The sequence below is a fragment of the Cytobacillus sp. genome, assembly GCF_964223445.1.
Classification (GTDB): domain Bacteria; phylum Bacillota; class Bacilli; order Bacillales; family Cytobacillaceae; genus Cytobacillus.
Genome location: NZ_CAXQGS010000048.1, coordinates 78,980 through 94,779, shown reverse-complemented (window position 1 = coordinate 94,779; position 15,800 = coordinate 78,980). Strand labels below are relative to the sequence as shown.

Here is a 15,800-nt window from a genome sequence, read left to right as displayed (position 1 = left end):
CAATGATCAATGGATGTGGAGGACATTTCGCCAACTGTCATACTATCGTATTTTGAAAATACATTTTCATTCATTTCATGCAAAAATTCGTGCACACGAGGTCCGTCTGTATAGAATTTTCTGCCGTCGCCTGGAGGCACAGACCCGTCGTCATCGGGAAACTGCTGGTCTTTAGAAATCAGATTGATTACATCAAGTCTAAAGCCATCTACACCTTTTTCAAACCAGAATTCCATCATGTCATACACTTTTCGGCGAAGCTCTTCATTTTCCCAATTTAGATCCGCCTGTGAGACATCAAAAAGATGGAGATAGTATTGGCCGGTTGCTTCATCATATTGCCATGCATTCCCTCCGAATTTAGATTCCCAGTTTGTCGGTTCGCTTCCATCGTCCTTAGGATCTTTCCAGATATAAAAATCGCGGTATGGATTGTCTTTTGATTTTTTTGCTTCCTGGAACCAATGATGTTCAGTGGAGGTATGGTTTACTACTATATCCATAATGATTTTTATTTCCCGGCTATGAGCCTCTTCAAGAAGCTTTTCAAAGTCAGCTAAAGTTCCGTATTCTTCGTGAATGCTGAAATAGTCACTAATGTCATATCCGTTGTCGCGCTGCGGAGATTTATAGATTGGCGTCAGCCATACGACGTCCACACCTAATTCTTTTAAATAATCAAGCTTGGCAATAATTCCAGGAATGTCTCCAACCCCATTTCCTGTCGTATCGTTAAAGCTTTTCGGATAAATTTGATATACTGCTGAATTTTTCCACCATGGTTGTTTCATTAGAATCACACCTGTTTTAGTTTTTTATAAATTGAGGTTCTTTAGCTGTTAAAAAGAAGGACCTGAGCTTCATAGGGGCGCAGCTTAGTTGGTCTGCTAATTTGTATATCTTGATAATTCCCAATCAGCGCCTCAAATTTCTTTTCCTGGATGCATGCTGGGAGTTCTACTTCTGGGTTTCCTCCATAGAAGTTGCACAAGACCAGAAGTATCTGATTGCCCATTGTTCTTGTATAAGCGTACACTTCAGGATGATGATCAAGTATTAGATTATACCTGCCGTAAACAATAATTTCATGTTTCTTCCTAAGTTCAATAAGCTTTTTATAGTAATGAAAAACAGACTCAGGGTCTTTCATTGCCTTTTCCACATTAATGTCTTTATAGTTAGGGTTTACTTTTATCCATGGGGTTCCAGCTGTAAATCCCCCATGCTCTGATGAATCCCATTGCATCGGTGTCCGCGCGTTGTCACGCCCTTTTGCATAGATGCTTTCAAGGGCCTTTTCCTCTGTCCACCCATCGTTAAGAGATTCTTTATAAAAATTAAGTGTTTCTATATCTCTGTATTCTTCAATGCTTGAGAAACGGACATTCGTCATTCCAATTTCTTCTCCCTGATAAACATAAGGAGTTCCCTTCATCATATGAAGCAATGTTGCGAGCATCTTAGCCGACTTTTCCCGATACTCTCCGTCACTGCCGAATCTTGAAACAGAACGCGGCTGGTCATGATTATTAAAGTAAAGACTGTTCCAGCCATCTTCATCCAGCTCATTTTGCCATTTTGTCAGATTTGTTTTTAAGTCACACAGATCAAGCGGTTTAAGATCCCATTTGCCATTTGGCCCGTTATCCAGGCTAACATGTTCAAATTGGAAGACCATATTCAACTCATTGCGTGATTCTCCTGTATATTGCCTGGCCCATTCAGGAGTCACACCGGGCATTTCGCCAACAGTCATAACATTATAATTCGATAAGGCCTTTTCATTCATCTCCCGCAGGTATTCATGAATTCTTGGGCCGTTTCGATAATACTTGCTTCCAGATGCATATTTCTTCCCAGGCTTAGGTTCATCGTCAGGAAGTCCCTCCACTTTGGAGATGAAGTTGACGACATCCATTCTGAATCCATCAATTCCTTTTTCGAGCCACCAAGTCATCATGTCGTATATTTCATTTCTTAATTCCGGATTATCCCAATTTAAATCTGGCTGTTTCTTTGAAAACAGATGCAAATAATATTCTCCTGTATTATCATCAAGCTCCCAGGCGGATCCTCCGAAATTGCTTCCCCAGTTATTCGGCTCTTTTCCATTCCTTCCTTCGCGCCATATATAATAATCCCTGTATGGATTGTCTTTGGATCTCCTGGACTCTGCAAACCAGATATGTTCGTCTGAACTATGGTTTACCACCAGGTCCATAATGAGTTTAATCTCTCTCTTATGCATCTCTCCGAGAAGTACTTCCCAATCTTCCATTGTTCCAAACTCACTCATAATATCCAGATAATCACTGATATCATATCCATTATCATCATTTGGCGATTTATAAACCGGTGAAAGCCAAACCACATCAACCCCAAGCTCTTTCAAATAATCCAGCCTGGAGATGATTCCCTGCAAATCTCCAATTCCATCTTCATTGCTATCCATGAAGCTCCGAGGGTAAATTTGGTAAACTACACTTTCTTTCCACCATTGCTTCTTCATATGGTGACCTCCGATATTTACATTTTTGTGCAAGCCTTATAAAATGGCGATACCACGGAATTATAAAACCCCATGGCATCAACCTTTCTATTCTGCTTTTTTTAATTTCGAGAAAGCTAAAGTCAATACAAACGGTACAACAAGTGCAATACCCATTCCGATAAAGAAAGCACCCCAGTTTTCCGCAAAGATGGAGAAGAATGCCGGCAAGCCTCCTACACCTATTGACGGTGCCTTAACACCATTAATAGTGATGAAGATGCCTGCAATTGCTGACCCAATAATCGCTGCAAAGAACGGGTACTTAAAGCGAAGATTCACCCCAAACATAGCAGGTTCGGTGACTCCAAGCCATGCTGATACGGACGAAGTAAGCGCAAGCCCTTTCAGCTTTTCGTTCCCTTTGCTTAACAGCATCATGGCAAAAGCAGCGGAGCCCTGTGCAATATTAGACAGTGCAACCATCGGCCATAAAAACGTGCCGCCAATGCTGCCGATTAACTGCAGATCAACTGCAAGGAAAGTATGATGCATACCAGTGATAACGAGAGGGGCATATAATCCTCCGTAAATCAAGCCTCCAAGGGCTGGAACGGCATCAAAGATTCCGACAACTCCATTTGTAATCCAGCTGCCAATCGTGAATGTAATCGGTCCAATGGCAATAAAAGAAAGAAAACCAGTGATCAGTAAAGCGATCGGCGCAACAGTCAGAAGCTGAAAAGCATCAGGAATTCTTTTTCGCAGAAATACTTCTATCTTAGCCAATACGTATGAAGCAAATAATACAGGCAATACCTGCCCCTGGTAACCTACCTTTTCAATTTCAAGACCGAATAAATTCCACTTCGGAACTTCTTCAGCTGAACCATAGCCCCATGCATTTAAAAGTTCCGGGTGCACAAGCATCAAACCTAGCACAATACCAAGAAGAGGACTTCCTCCAAACCTGTTTACGGCACTCCAGCCAATCAAACCGGGAAGGAATACGAAAGCAGTATTGGCAATCAGGTTAATGATGCCCGCCAGATCGGCCCAGTTTGTATAAACTTCAACAAACGATTTACCATCGAAGAAAATATCCGGTGCGGTCATAATGTTATTGATTCCCATCAGCAAACCAGCTGTAACGATAGCCGGAAGGATTGGAATAAAAATATCTGCAAGTGTTTTAATTCCGCGCTGCAATGGATTTAAGTTTTCAGCAGCAGCACTTTTTGTTTCTTCTTTAGACGATTCGCCAATTCCTGTCGCATCTGTCATTTCTTTATACACTTTATCAACCAGGCCTTGTCCAATGACAACCTGGAATTGTCCATTTGTGGAAAATGAGCCTTTTACAATATCTATATTTTCGAGTTTTTCTTTATTGACTTTTCCTTCGTCTTTTAACGCAAAACGCAGTCGTGTAACACAATGAGTTGCCGCTGCAATATTATCCCTGCCCCCGATAGCTTCTACAATTTGCTCTGCTGACTCTTTATTTGTAGCCATTCTTCGCTCTCCTCCTGTTACCGTTTTCATATTAAAGAAAAAACAGTTATAAGGTTTTTGTTTATTGTTCTCGAACTTTACAAATATATCCAATTAACAGAACCTGACTTGTATATACATGAACTGTTTACGCTTTCATTCTATCTTGTATATACATGTTAGTCAACCAATTTTTCTTTTCTCTCTTTTATATACCCATTCAATCTCTCTGGATGTCAGAAAATAAAAAAACCGGCTTCGAGACTTAATTGTCTGCAAAGCCGGTTCTAAACCTATTGAATAATCTTATTTCCTTTTATCATCGTCATCATCTTTTGTGAGTTCACGGGTAGATTTCTTAAATTCTTTTAAGGTCTCCCCAAATGCTCTCCCTATTTCAGGAAGTTTTTTAGGACCAAAAATAATAAGAGCCAGAACCAGGATGAGAATTAAACCTGGAATACCGATGTTTGATAACATGCTGAACACTCCTTATATATCATATCGCATGGGCAGTAGCAATCATGTTCATTGTCCATTATAGTAGATTGACTTAAAAAATCATAGCATGGCAGCTTTTTTTATGAATTCACGTTTTTTCACTATTAAAGACTCTATCAAGATCTTCTAATACTTCACCAATTTTGCGGTTATGGATCACTTCATCAGCATAAATATCGAAGTCCGTAGGTTCCAAATTAATTATCACCAGTTTTGCCCCGTTTTGTTTGGCAATCAGCGGAAACTGATTTGCAGGTGTTACATTCAAGGATGATCCCAGAACAATAAAAAGTTCTGCCTTTTCTGTTTCATCCTCTGCGAAATCTAAAGCCTCCTCAGGAAGCATTTCCCCAAACAGAACTACTGAAGGACGGAGCACACCACCGCAATTACATTGGAATTGTCCATGCAAATACCCCTCGCTCGGGAACTCTTTTTTACACTTCTGGCAATGGAGTGTCTGCAAATTCCCATGGAGCTCTGATACTTTTTTACTTCCCGCCAGTCCATGAAATCCATCCACATTCTGGGTGATAATGCTCTTAATAATATCTCTCTTTTCCCAATCTGCTAGAATATAGTGCCCTTTATGGGGATTGCACTCCTTAAGCCCGATTACCCTGTGCCGATAAAATTCAATAAACTCGTTCACATTTTCATTTAATGCTTCTGTACTGGCTATTTTTCCAGGATCTTTCCCATTCCATAAACCATTATTGGCAGACCTGAAATCAGGAAGTCCGCTTTCCGTCGACATTCCTGCTCCAGTTAATATTACTGTATAATTTGATTCCTGAAGCCATTTCTCAAGCATAGATATCAGCCCCCAATAAGGTTTTGTCACAGGTTAAATTTGATTTCCATTTATTTCTCCCGGTGAAATGTTTATGTCATGTCAGGTATGCGGTAAATACTAGATTATAACTGTTTATGCGAATTATCAAATATAGGAGTGATAGCTATGCCTGAAATAGAAACGAAAGATTATAAGGACGGCTATAAAAAATTTTCTGCCAGGGCCAAACGTTATGCGGAAGACCCTGAAAAAACAAAAGTACTGCTAAGAAAGGCTACACTTAAAGCAGATAAAAATAAATCTTCATTAAGTGATATATGGGAAAAGTTTCAGCTTCTGATCGATTTGGTTAAAGCATGGTCTAAAGGCGATTACCGGCATATTTCAAGAAAATCGGTTATCTTTATTATTGCTTCCGTCCTATACTTTGTTTCCCCTATAGACCTTGTTCCTGACTTTTTAATAGGAATGGGAATTTTAGATGATGCAGCAGTACTTGGTTTTGCCGTTAGCCAAATTACAGGTGAACTTGAAAAATTCAAAATCTGGAAAGAAAGCAGGACGATAGAGATGAAATAATTATTTTCTGTCCATTTTGATATTATTTGCTATAATAATGATGGAAAGTATTTATGCTGTCAAAATTAAATAGCAGGAAATGTAGGGGAACCGGTATGCCGGTTGAGACTTCATCATTAAGATGCTGACCCTTTGAACCTGATCTGGCTCATACCAGCGTAGGGAACATATTCTTAAACATACTAAATGTTTTTATATGCGCCCTGGTTTATACCGGGGCGTTTTTATTTTTCAGGGCAGACTATCATTAACTTTCCTTATTACATAAAGGTTTTAGGAGGATTATTTATGAAAAAGTGGATTGCGGCTATCTGTTCACTTCTGTTTCTTTCAGGCTGTGCCGGCAATGGAGCGGATAATCAGACTGGAAGCAAAGATGCAGACAGCAAACAAGATTTGAAAAAAGTTACTGTTGTATTGGATTGGACACCCAATACCAATCATACCGGCTTATATGCCGCAAAGGACAAAGGATATTTTAAAGAAGAAGGGCTCGATGTCGAAATTATAATGCCAGGTGAAGCAGGTGCAGATCAATTGACTGCATCAGGCAAGGCTGATTTCGGTGTCAGCTATCAGGAAAGCATCACGGAAGCCCGTGTACAGGGAGTTCCCCTTGTATCGATAGCAGCTGTAATACAGCATAATACTTCCGGTTTTGCATCCCCTGCTGAAAAAAACATTAAATCGCCGAAAGACTTTGAAGGAAAAACTTATGGCGGCTGGGGAGCTCCTGTAGAAAAATCTGTAATAGATTCCCTAATGAAGAAGGAAAACGTCAATGTTGATAATGTCTCAATTGTTAACATGGGAGATGCTGACTTTTTCACAGCTGTTAAAAGAGATATAGACTTCGCATGGATTTATTACGGATGGACAGGTGTAGAAGCAGAACTTCGGGGGGAAAAGATTAATATGGTCTACCTTACCGACTACTCAGAAAAACTGGATTACTACACGCCCGTTCTCGCAACCAGCGAAAAAATGATTGCAGATGACCCGGATACTGTCAAAGCATTTGTAAAAGCAGCATCCAGAGGTTATGAATTTGCAATCGATCAGCCTGGCGAAGCAGCAGATATTTTGTTAAAAAATGCTCCGGACCTTGACAGCGAATTGGTAAAAGAGAGCCAGGAATGGCTATCCCCCCGCTATCAGGATGATGCTCCAAGATGGGGTGAACAAAAGCTTGCAGTCTGGGAAAACTATGCAGACTGGATGCATGATAATGGTCTATTAGATAAAGAATTAGATGCCGGCAAAGCATTTACAAATGACTTCCTGCCGGAATAAGGAGAGTTCAAATATGGCAAACGCACTTGTAAGCATTCAGATCATACCGAAAACAAAAGATGGGGAAAATGTTATACCTTACGTTGATGAAGCAATTAATGTTATTCAGCAATCTGGTGTTAAGCACGAGGTGCATCCCCTAGAAACCACGATGGAAGGCGATTTAGACCATTTATTAAAAATCATAGCCGATATGAACAGAAAAATGATTGAAAAAGGAAGCAGCAATGTAATTTCACAGGTTAAGGTTCTATATCAGCCGGACGGTATTGAAATGAGTGATTTAACGGAGAAATACCGTTCATGATAAATGTATTCAGAAAAGGATGGAGGCCGGCTGCGGTTCTCCTTCTTTTATTCATTCTTTGGGAATTGGCAGTAAATCTGGCAGAAGTTCCTGCATGGCTCCTGCCTCCGCCGACAGATATCGTTCATGAAGCGATTTCGGGGCTGGAGGGCTTCCGCCTTCATCTTCAATCGACAGTCATGCTTTCCCTATTGGGATTTCTCATTGGCGCCGTCATAGGATTACTCACAGCTGTTATTCTGCACTTATTGCCTTTTATAAGGGAGTCGGTTTACCCTCTCCTCATACTTTCACAGAATGTGCCTATAATTGTACTGGCTCCTTTGCTGGTTGTATGGTTTGGTTTCGGGATACTTCCAAAGCTGATTGTCATCACGCTGGTTTGTTTCTTCCCCATTACAGTTGCTGCATTGGACGGCTTTCGCCAAACCCCCGGAGAACTTAGGCATTATATGCTGATGGCAGGTGCCAGCAAAGGTCAGCTTTTTTGGAAGCTGGAGCTTCCCTATTCCCTTCCTTCTTTATTTTCAGGGCTAAAAATCTCCGCAACCTATAGTGTGATGGGTGCTGTAATATCCGAATGGCTCGGAGCTAAAGCAGGAATAGGTGTTTATATGACTTTAGCCTCTTCTTCATTTAGGACGGACCGTGTTTTTGTTGCCATTTTTACCATTATGCTGTTAAGCTTGCTGTTTTTTGGAGGAATATTACTGGCTGAACGTTTGCTGATTAAATGGAAGTCACGGGAGAGTGCCAGGAAATGATACAATTATCAGTTAATCATTTAACCAAAAGTTTTGATTCAAATCAGGTTTTAGACAATTTAAGTTTTCATATAAATGAAGGGGAATTTGTTTCGATTTTAGGCCCTTCAGGGAGCGGCAAGAGTACCCTTTTCAACCTCATTGGCGGGATGCTCCTGCCTGACGAAGGGTCCATAACGCTTGGGAATGTGAAGATCAACGGCAAACGCGGTTCAATAAGCTATATGCCCCAGACACCTTCCCTGATGCCATGGAGAACCATTCTTCAAAACGTTCTGCTTGGCCAGGAGCTAATGGGTAAATCCGATTCGGAAACGGCAAAAAAGATGCTTCAAAAAGCTGGTCTCGGTGACTATGAAAATGCATATCCTCATGAATTATCAGGGGGGATGAAGCAAAGGGCTGCCTTTATCCGGGCATTATTAAGCCCGCAGCCAATCATTTTGCTGGATGAACCTTTTTCTGCTTTAGATGAACTTACCCGCCATGATATGCAAAAATGGCTTCTTGATATTTGGAATGAGCATAAACCCACAATTCTGTTCGTAACTCACAATATTGAAGAAGCCATTTACCTTTCTGACCGAATTTTAGTACTTAGCAGCAAGCCTGCTAAAGTAATAAATGAATATAAAGTACCCTTTAACAGGCCAAGAATGGAGGAACTTTTTCTCAATGAGAATTTCCTTGCCTGCAAAAGAAGCATCCATCATGCGCTGAAAAATCATTAGGAGGCAACAGCATGGATAAGTATATTGATGCCCATATTCATCTTGATAAGTACAGCAATATTGATTTAGAGAAAATGTTTCATGAGCTGCCGTTTCAGCTTTCACTTGTAACAGTTTCAAGCGATTTAGCATCCTGCAAAAGAAATCTTGCTCTTGCAGAAATTTATCCCTTTGTTAAACCTGCCTTTGGTTTTCACCCTGAACAGGTTCTCCCCAGTGATCATGATATTTCAGAGCTTTTCAGCTGGATAAAGGTTCACAGAGAGCAGATGGCTGCTGTTGGCGAGGTTGGCCTCCCATACTATTTAAGGTCTGATGGAAGCAAGCATCATGGCGGATATATTGAACTTCTCGAAGAATTCATTAAGCTCGCTAAAAGGTGGGATAAGCCCATTGCCCTCCATGCAATTTATGATGATGCACCGATTGTGTGCAATTTATTGGAAAAGCATTCGATTAAAAAAGCTCATTTTCACTGGTTTAAAGGTAACACCGCAGCCGTAAGCAGGCTGATTGCCAATGGCTATTACATCTCCTTTACTCCAGATATCGTGTACGAAAAAGAAATACAGGACCTTGTACGGGCTTACCCGCTGGATAAATTGATGGCAGAAACAGATGGTCCATGGAAATTCGAAGGCCCTTTTAAAAACAAGCCTACCCATCCAGCAATGATGGCCCGTTCCATCAAATCCCTTGCTGAACTAAAAGAAATAGGTTTCAGCAAAGCTCTTAAGAAGCTATATGAAAATACAAAAAGCTTCTATAATATTGACTGATCAAACAGCCTTGCGGCCTTTTACCATAAGGCTGTTTTTTATTCATATTAGATAAAATATACTAGATAAATATAATCATTTCGCACCATTCCTAATTTTGGAAATGTAGGTTAATCTTATATAGGACAATACTTTTAGGAGGTATGTGATGAAAAGATATATTTTCTTGTTATTGACTATTTTACTAGTCTTTTCAGGCAATGTTTCTGCAGAGCCCAAAAGCCGTTCTGCTGATTTGACTGAGAAAGATTTCATGAAAGCCGTGTTGAAGGCTGATGAGTTTAAGGAATTTAAATCCTCCATTTTAAAAGATGCAGCCGCCAAGCCAAAAGCTCTTATTGATGAAAAAGGAAAACAATATGGCTGGACAGTTCAATATGAAATTGAATACAAAGAAAAAAATGTTTTCTTAGATAAAAAAGCCCTTGTAAATTTCTCGTCACTTCTATCATTTTCATATGAGTCCGACAGAAAAGGATTAAAAGTCCGGCTTGTTGATTACAGCAGGCTTATAGAGGACCAGGCTTTTTATGTAAAAGACCTTAAAACGGATGCAGAGACCAAAATAGATATCTCGAAAGACAGTACCTTTACTGATTATTTGCTCGAGGTTGAAAAGAAAAAAACACAGCTGATTGAAGGAACAGTGAAAAGCAATGCTGACTCCTCCGATAAAATCACAGCAGCAGCAGAGTTATGCTACTACTGTACAAAATACGAATGGCGTGGCGGATACCCTTGTTCATCCGCAAATACTGAGCCTGAAGTTTCAGTTTCTTCCCAGCTAAAAGAAAGTGGACTTAATCCAGATACGGTAATCATTGACTGTTATGTACCCCGCCATAAAGTATGTGTGAGCGGGGAATGGAGAACATATTGTCCTATTCAATAATAAAAGCGGAAGGCTTTTGCTAATCGGGTACAATCATAACCCGGTTTCGCCTGGAGCAGGACAGTAACAAAACCGGCTAAGCAGGTGCTTAGCCGGTTTTGTTATCCCTTCGAGCCTGATGTGATGTTTGAACCTTCTATAAAGTGCTTCTGGAAGAAGAAGAATAGCAGTACAACAGGCAGGAGAACTATGACTGACATGGCCATCAGGTAATGCCACTGTGTCTGTACTGTTCCCTTGAAGGTCTGAAGCCCGATTTGCAGTGTGTACAGACTTTCATCATTTATATATAATAATGGTCCAAGCAGGTCATTCCATGCCCCATTAAATGAAAAAATGGCTACTGTAATAAGCGCTGGCTTTGTCAGCGGCAGCATGATATGCCACCAGATCTGCAGATGATTCGCACCATCAAGTACTGCTGCCTCTATCAGTTCATTAGGAATGGTCATCATAAACTGACGCAAAAGGAAGATAAAAAAGGCACTCCCCAAAAAAGCTGGAACAATCAGCGGCAGGTACGTATTTACCCAGCCAAGCTTTGAAAATAAGATGTACTGGGGTACCATCGTAACAAACCCTGGAATCAGCATGGTTGATAACACGACTATAAACAAAGCATTTCTTCCTTTAAAACGGATTTTCGCAAATGCATAAGCAACGAGCGAGTTTACAAGAACACTTCCAGCCATTCCGCAAAAGGCAATAAAAAACGTATTCATTGCCCAGCGTGTAAACGGCGCTGTTTTCCAGGCTTCAACATAATTGGAAAAATGGAATTCTTTTGGCACAAAGGTAGGCGGATATTGGGCAATCTCAGCAGGAGATTTCAATGATGTCGAAATCATCCACCACAGCGGAGATAATACCAGTACACTTCCTGCTAATAAAACGATAAAAATAATCGTCTGCTTTAATTTTTCTTTGAATTTTTTTGTCTCATAAAACTTCGTTGCAGCGGCAGTCCTCATTTATTATCTCCCCCCTCATAATGAACCCATTTTTTGCCGAGTTTCATATTAATGATTGTCAGTACCATTACGACAATGAACAGCAGCCAGGCCATTGCAGATGCATAGCCCATGTCAAACACTTCAAACGCATTATTCCACATATGCAGATTATAGAATAGGAGTGAGTTTCCTGGTCCTCCGCTTCCGTTTTCTGTCATGACATATGCTTCTTGAAAGATCTGGAAGGCACCTATGGTACTGGTCAGCACATCGAAGAAAATGATTGGTGAAATCATTGGCAGGGTGATATAAAAGAATTTCTGCATAACACCTGCCCCATCCAGATCCGCTGCTTCATACAGGGAAGCTGAAACTCCCTGCAGACTTGCAAGGTAAAGCAGCATCCCTCCGCCGACACTCCACATTTTCATCAATAGCAAAGCTGGTTTCGTCCATTCGGGGTCAAACAGCCAGGCTGGCCCTTCAATCCCAAGCCATGCTAAGAACGTATTAACCAGCCCTGTTGAAGGACTTAGAAGCTGCATCCACAAAAAGTAAACCGCAACACCTGAAAGGATAGCTGGCAGATAATAAAGTGTGCGGAAAAATTTCATGCCTCTTACTTTCTGATTTAAAAGAACCGACAGAAAAATCGCCCCTGCAGTAGTCAGCGGGACAGAGAATAAAACGTAATAAAGTGTGTTCCATAAAGACGTTTTAAAAAGATCATCGATTGTAAACATGCGTTTAAAATTATCAAGGCCGATAAAATTCATTCTTGAAGTAATATTATAATCTGTAAAACTTGCAAATAAGGAAAATAAAAGAGGCCCAAGTGTCAGTCCCAGAAATCCGATTATCCACGGGCTGATAAATAGATAGCCAAAGATATTTTCTCTTGTTTGGCGGGACATCCGTCTGCGTGAAGTCTTTACTTTCTTGCCCGCAAGATCCGCTCCCCGGCGCACAAATGTTGTATCATATGATTTCAACCCATACACCTTCTTTTATTTATTTTTAAAGAGAGAAGGAGGAATCCTTCTCTCTTTGATCTATTTTCTCTTTAGTTTTTCAACATCTTTCTCTGCTTTTGCCAGCGCTTTTTCCGGCTTCGTTTTTCCCAGCAGCGCATTGTCTATATGCGGATTGATGCGGCTCTGGTAATCTGGATACTTTACAGGAACCGGAAACAATTGCGTTTGATCAAGGTTTGCCACTGAAGCTTCATATACGTACTTATCATCGCCCTTTAACTCATTAACCACTGCTTCTGCAGCTTCTTTGTTTGCGACATTATCATAGTTTTTCATAGCCCAGTATTTTTGTGCTTCCGGGCCAGTTAAATACTTGATAAATTTCATAGCTTCCTCAGGATGTTTGGCTCCTTTCGGTATTTCAGCTACGAAACCGCCGCCATCGCTCCAATTCCCAGAACCTTTTTCAAATGCAGGAATTGGGGCTACTCCAAAGTTCATATCCTCTCCGTAGTCACGAATCTGTGTGTAAAACGTGCCGACATCAACCCACATTGCCACTTTTCCTGCAATGAATGGATTTGATTGTTCACTTCCAAATTCAGCTTCAAAGGATTGAACTGTCTTCTCACCAAGACGCTCTTTCCATCCCAGCAGCCATTGAAGAGCTTCCTGCTTTTTAGGTGTATTGATATAAAGTTCTCCATCTTGAATGAATCCTTTTCCGCCGTCAGCGCTTGTCATCCAGCTGGCAGCACCAATGCTGCCCCATAGCGGATAAAAGCCAACTCTCTCATAGCGGTCTCCATCCTTTATATCAAGCTTTTCGGCGTACTCCTCCAGTTCCGCCCATGTCGCTGGCGGCTTTTCCGGATCAAGTCCAGCTTCTTTAAAAGCATCTTTATTGTAAAATAACAATCTTGTATCTGTATTGAATGGAACTGCATAAGGTTTATCCCCATACATTACCGTTTCCCATAAATGAGGATAAAATTGAGCTTTGAAGGATTCATCAATATACTTGCTCAGATCTTCGGATTGGGCGTTTTCAGCTCGCTGGGCGACTGAATTAATATCGTTTATAATAACATCAGCCGGGTTTCCCGCTGCAACGGATGCCAGGTTCTTTGTCCAAATATCTCCCCAGGGCAAATATGTATGCTTTACAAAAACCTCATCCTGTGAATTGTTAAAATCCTCTATGATTTTTTCTATGATAGGACGCCTCGTTTCCGAACCCCAGAAGCTCCAAAAATCAACAATTACTTTTCCATCCTTCGTTTTTTCTGCCTGAACACTTTCCTCACCCGAACATCCTGCCAAAATGCCAATTAGCAGGATGGCAGAAATGATAAAGATTATTCCCTTTTTCATGATGCTCCCCCTAAATAATATTTAATCTTCAGCTTTAAGCATGTGCCTAACCCCTGCGCAAAGGAAAAATACCGGCCAGCAATTAAATTACTTATCAACTAAGATAGTACTACCCTGTTATTTAGGGATAAAACATTATTTTGAAAAAATTCTCGGTATATGTAAATTTTCATGCCTTTTTACCTAATAAAAAAAACCCCTAAAAAGGAGTCTGAATTAAGGAGTTTTTTGAATGCTTTTCGCAATGGCTTCCAAATACTCAATAAATATGGCATCTTCTTCAGAAGGAACTGCATACATGATCTCACTGTCCATTGACTTGAAATATACCTCACCATGCTCATTCCAGACTTTCACCTTTACAGGGTCTTTGCCTTTAATAATAAATTGGATATCGTATAATGGTTTGGAGTCAATGACGGCCTCAGCAGGTTTTGCCGAATTTATGGCATTTCTTGCGGCGTTTTCCCACTTTTCATCTTTTACAGTTGCAGTCTCAGCAGAATACGTTCCTTCAGCAGAGAACGTATTCTCCGTTTCTGATAGAGCAATAGCTGTTTGACTGATAAAACTATTCCCAAGCATTTTTGCACTGCCGCTTCCTCTTGTCATTGAATCCTCAGGAAAAATAATAAAAGCGAACATGATACAAGCAGCAATTACAGCGGCAGCAGATAAAAATCGCGGATAAATATTTTTCTTTCTTTTTGGCCTATCCTCTATTCCACTCCATATTTTTTGCAGGCTATCCTGCTTTTGCTTTTGCGATCGCGGAATACGGTCTAATTCACGAAAAGAATTATCGAATCCGAATGAGTTCTTCATGGATTTCCCCCCTTTTCTGCAATTCTTTTTTTAGTGCTGCGAGTGCCCTGGAAGTGGTGATTTTTACTTTATTTTCATTCCAATTCAAGATTTCGGCCGTTTCCTTGATGGAAAACTCCTTTATTTTTCTCAAAATCAGCACTTCTTGATAGCTTAATTTCAAATGGCGGATTGCTTCATATAAGAGTGTAACTTTTTCACCCTTTATCATAATCTCTGTTGGAGTATCTTCATCTGATTCGAGCTGGAATTTTTCAATTGAGAAAAATTTGAATCTGTTTTTTTTCCGCAAATAATCAATGGCAACATTTCTTGATATACGGACCAGCCACGTAAAGATCTGGGACTCCCCATTAAATTGACTCATATATTTATAAGCTCTTATAAAGGTGTCTTGTGTCAGATCTTCAGCAACTTCCTTATCATTCACGAGAAGAAATATGTATCCATAAATTCGATCGCTGTATTCGCTGTATATATCTTCAAATGCTTCTGCCGATATTCTCTCCATTGTGGCGCCCCCTCGCGTATTATTAGACGAATGGAAAATAGAAAAGAAACACCTTTCTAATATTTATGTAAAATGTTCAATTCAACTTTCAGGTAAACCAATCTCCAATTTCCCATTCAATTATCCTATTTTATCTAATTGTTCTGATTCAATCGTATGGATTTAGACAATTTCCGAAGAAGGAGTCTTTTTCACTGTATCCATTCTTCAGGCTGCAATTAACAAGTAAATTCAGAGAAAGTTACACTTCAAAATACCCATTTCCAGATAATTGTTTTCCTATTTTTCTATGGTTTTGATGAATGGCGACTTTTTAAAGCTCCCCCTCTTTTTATTCATTTTATCATTCTGGGAAAATACTGCCTCCCTCCTTTTTCTTATTTTTTCCAAAAATTATTACTATTCCAATCTTTCCGTATGAAAATGATTCTTTTCATCCAGATATAACCAGATTAAGTTGATTCTTTAAGACTGTAACCTTATGAATGCTCTAAAACCTTCTAGCTATTTTATTCATTCCACAGCAGCAAACTTCATTT

The 15,800-nt window shown here is 40.1% G+C and carries 17 protein-coding genes and 1 riboswitch; of the genes, 7 read left to right on the top strand and 10 right to left on the bottom strand.

The window, feature by feature from the left end:
• The 5 genes from ACEQ1T_RS07725 to ACEQ1T_RS07705 all read right to left on the bottom strand — a co-directional run.
• Positions 1-791: alpha-amylase family glycosyl hydrolase (locus ACEQ1T_RS07725; protein WP_370222303.1), on the bottom strand; the 791-nt coding region annotated here is incomplete at its 3' end.
• A gap of 41 nt (positions 792-832) precedes the next feature.
• Positions 833-2,509, bottom strand: a complete 1,677-nt coding sequence (locus ACEQ1T_RS07720; protein WP_370222302.1) for an alpha-glucosidase — start codon at positions 2,507-2,509, stop codon at positions 833-835.
• Positions 2,510-2,596: 87 nt separating this feature from the next.
• A complete protein-coding gene (gene treP, locus ACEQ1T_RS07715; protein WP_206835602.1) occupies positions 2,597-4,003 on the bottom strand; it encodes a PTS system trehalose-specific EIIBC component in 1,407 nt (468 codons plus the stop codon).
• A 285-nt stretch (positions 4,004-4,288) separates the two neighbouring features.
• Positions 4,289-4,462: a twin-arginine translocase TatA/TatE family subunit gene (gene tatA / locus ACEQ1T_RS07710; RefSeq protein ID WP_113883262.1), complete on the bottom strand. Its 174-nt coding sequence runs from the start codon at positions 4,460-4,462 to the stop codon at positions 4,289-4,291.
• A gap of 109 nt (positions 4,463-4,571) precedes the next feature.
• On the bottom strand, positions 4,572-5,297 hold the full coding sequence (locus ACEQ1T_RS07705; protein WP_370222300.1) for an NAD-dependent deacylase: 726 nt from the start codon (positions 5,295-5,297) through the stop codon (positions 4,572-4,574).
• Positions 5,298-5,444: 147 nt separating this feature from the next.
• Here ACEQ1T_RS07705 and ACEQ1T_RS07700 point away from each other — a divergent pair, with 147 nt between their 5' ends.
• The 7 genes from ACEQ1T_RS07700 (at position 5,445) to ACEQ1T_RS07670 (ending at position 10,624) form a co-directional block, all read left to right on the top strand.
• Positions 5,445-5,858: a YkvA family protein gene (locus ACEQ1T_RS07700; RefSeq protein WP_206835595.1), complete on the top strand. Its 414-nt coding sequence runs from the start codon at positions 5,445-5,447 to the stop codon at positions 5,856-5,858.
• A gap of 73 nt (positions 5,859-5,931) precedes the next feature.
• Positions 5,932-6,040: riboswitch (TPP riboswitch) on the top strand.
• A 106-nt stretch (positions 6,041-6,146) separates the two neighbouring features.
• Positions 6,147-7,151: an ABC transporter substrate-binding protein gene (locus ACEQ1T_RS07695; RefSeq protein ID WP_370222299.1), complete on the top strand. Its 1,005-nt coding sequence runs from the start codon at positions 6,147-6,149 to the stop codon at positions 7,149-7,151.
• A gap of 13 nt (positions 7,152-7,164) precedes the next feature.
• On the top strand, positions 7,165-7,458 hold the full coding sequence (locus ACEQ1T_RS07690) for a thiamine-binding protein (RefSeq protein ID WP_206835589.1): 294 nt from the start codon (positions 7,165-7,167) through the stop codon (positions 7,456-7,458).
• Positions 7,455-8,222, top strand: a complete 768-nt coding sequence (locus ACEQ1T_RS07685) for an ABC transporter permease (RefSeq protein WP_370222298.1) — start codon at positions 7,455-7,457, stop codon at positions 8,220-8,222. The genes ACEQ1T_RS07690 and ACEQ1T_RS07685 overlap by 4 nt, the downstream gene beginning before the upstream one ends.
• Positions 8,219-8,953, top strand: coding sequence for an ABC transporter ATP-binding protein (locus tag ACEQ1T_RS07680; protein ID WP_206835585.1), 735 nt, complete (start codon positions 8,219-8,221; stop codon positions 8,951-8,953). Before ACEQ1T_RS07685 ends, ACEQ1T_RS07680 begins: the two co-directional genes overlap by 4 nt.
• 11 nt (positions 8,954-8,964) lie before the next feature.
• Positions 8,965-9,732, top strand: coding sequence for a TatD family hydrolase (locus tag ACEQ1T_RS07675; protein ID WP_206835583.1), 768 nt, complete (start codon positions 8,965-8,967; stop codon positions 9,730-9,732).
• A 148-nt stretch (positions 9,733-9,880) separates the two neighbouring features.
• Positions 9,881-10,624, top strand: coding sequence for a hypothetical protein (locus ACEQ1T_RS07670; RefSeq protein ID WP_206835581.1), 744 nt, complete (start codon positions 9,881-9,883; stop codon positions 10,622-10,624).
• 101 nt (positions 10,625-10,725) lie between these two features.
• On the opposite strand, the gene ACEQ1T_RS07665 is transcribed toward ACEQ1T_RS07670, so the two are convergent.
• From ACEQ1T_RS07665 to ACEQ1T_RS07645, 5 genes are all read right to left on the bottom strand, one after another.
• Positions 10,726-11,595 carry a carbohydrate ABC transporter permease gene (locus ACEQ1T_RS07665; protein WP_206835579.1) on the bottom strand — a complete coding sequence of 290 codons (870 nt, stop codon included), beginning with the start codon at positions 11,593-11,595 and terminating at the stop codon, positions 10,726-10,728.
• Positions 11,592-12,569, bottom strand: coding sequence for a sugar ABC transporter permease (locus ACEQ1T_RS07660; protein ID WP_280516053.1), 978 nt, complete (start codon positions 12,567-12,569; stop codon positions 11,592-11,594). Before ACEQ1T_RS07660 ends, ACEQ1T_RS07665 begins: the two co-directional genes overlap by 4 nt.
• Positions 12,570-12,629: 60 nt before the next feature.
• Complete coding sequence (locus ACEQ1T_RS07655; protein WP_370222296.1) at positions 12,630-13,925, bottom strand: ABC transporter substrate-binding protein; 1,296 nt, start codon at positions 13,923-13,925, stop codon at positions 12,630-12,632.
• Between the two features lie 216 nt (positions 13,926-14,141).
• Positions 14,142-14,750, bottom strand: a complete 609-nt coding sequence (locus tag ACEQ1T_RS07650) for a hypothetical protein (RefSeq protein ID WP_206835574.1) — start codon at positions 14,748-14,750, stop codon at positions 14,142-14,144.
• Positions 14,725-15,261 carry an RNA polymerase sigma factor gene (locus tag ACEQ1T_RS07645; protein ID WP_370222295.1) on the bottom strand — a complete coding sequence of 179 codons (537 nt, stop codon included), beginning with the start codon at positions 15,259-15,261 and terminating at the stop codon, positions 14,725-14,727. The genes ACEQ1T_RS07650 and ACEQ1T_RS07645 overlap by 26 nt, the downstream gene beginning before the upstream one ends.
• Positions 15,262-15,800: the final 539 nt, after the last annotated feature.

Excerpts from the sequence above, each read along its gene's own strand:
- ACEQ1T_RS07720 (WP_370222302.1), bottom strand. The coding sequence starts at position 2,509 with ATGAAGAAGCAATGGTGGAAAGAAAGTGTAGTTTACCAAATTTACCCT.
- treP (WP_206835602.1), bottom strand. The coding sequence starts at position 4,003 with ATGGCTACAAATAAAGAGTCAGCAGAGCAAATTGTAGAAGCTATCGGG.
- tatA (WP_113883262.1), bottom strand. The coding sequence starts at position 4,462 with ATGTTATCAAACATCGGTATTCCAGGTTTAATTCTCATCCTGGTTCTG.
- ACEQ1T_RS07705 (WP_370222300.1), bottom strand. The coding sequence starts at position 5,297 with ATGCTTGAGAAATGGCTTCAGGAATCAAATTATACAGTAATATTAACT.
- ACEQ1T_RS07700 (WP_206835595.1), top strand. The coding sequence starts at position 5,445 with ATGCCTGAAATAGAAACGAAAGATTATAAGGACGGCTATAAAAAATTT.
- ACEQ1T_RS07695 (WP_370222299.1), top strand. The coding sequence starts at position 6,147 with ATGAAAAAGTGGATTGCGGCTATCTGTTCACTTCTGTTTCTTTCAGGC.
- ACEQ1T_RS07690 (WP_206835589.1), top strand. The coding sequence starts at position 7,165 with ATGGCAAACGCACTTGTAAGCATTCAGATCATACCGAAAACAAAAGAT.
- ACEQ1T_RS07685 (WP_370222298.1), top strand. The coding sequence starts at position 7,455 with ATGATAAATGTATTCAGAAAAGGATGGAGGCCGGCTGCGGTTCTCCTT.
- ACEQ1T_RS07680 (WP_206835585.1), top strand. The coding sequence starts at position 8,219 with ATGATACAATTATCAGTTAATCATTTAACCAAAAGTTTTGATTCAAAT.
- ACEQ1T_RS07675 (WP_206835583.1), top strand. The coding sequence starts at position 8,965 with ATGGATAAGTATATTGATGCCCATATTCATCTTGATAAGTACAGCAAT.
- ACEQ1T_RS07670 (WP_206835581.1), top strand. The coding sequence starts at position 9,881 with ATGAAAAGATATATTTTCTTGTTATTGACTATTTTACTAGTCTTTTCA.
- ACEQ1T_RS07665 (WP_206835579.1), bottom strand. The coding sequence starts at position 11,595 with ATGAGGACTGCCGCTGCAACGAAGTTTTATGAGACAAAAAAATTCAAA.
- ACEQ1T_RS07655 (WP_370222296.1), bottom strand. The coding sequence starts at position 13,925 with ATGAAAAAGGGAATAATCTTTATCATTTCTGCCATCCTGCTAATTGGC.
- ACEQ1T_RS07650 (WP_206835574.1), bottom strand. The coding sequence starts at position 14,750 with ATGAAGAACTCATTCGGATTCGATAATTCTTTTCGTGAATTAGACCGT.
- ACEQ1T_RS07645 (WP_370222295.1), bottom strand. The coding sequence starts at position 15,261 with ATGGAGAGAATATCGGCAGAAGCATTTGAAGATATATACAGCGAATAC.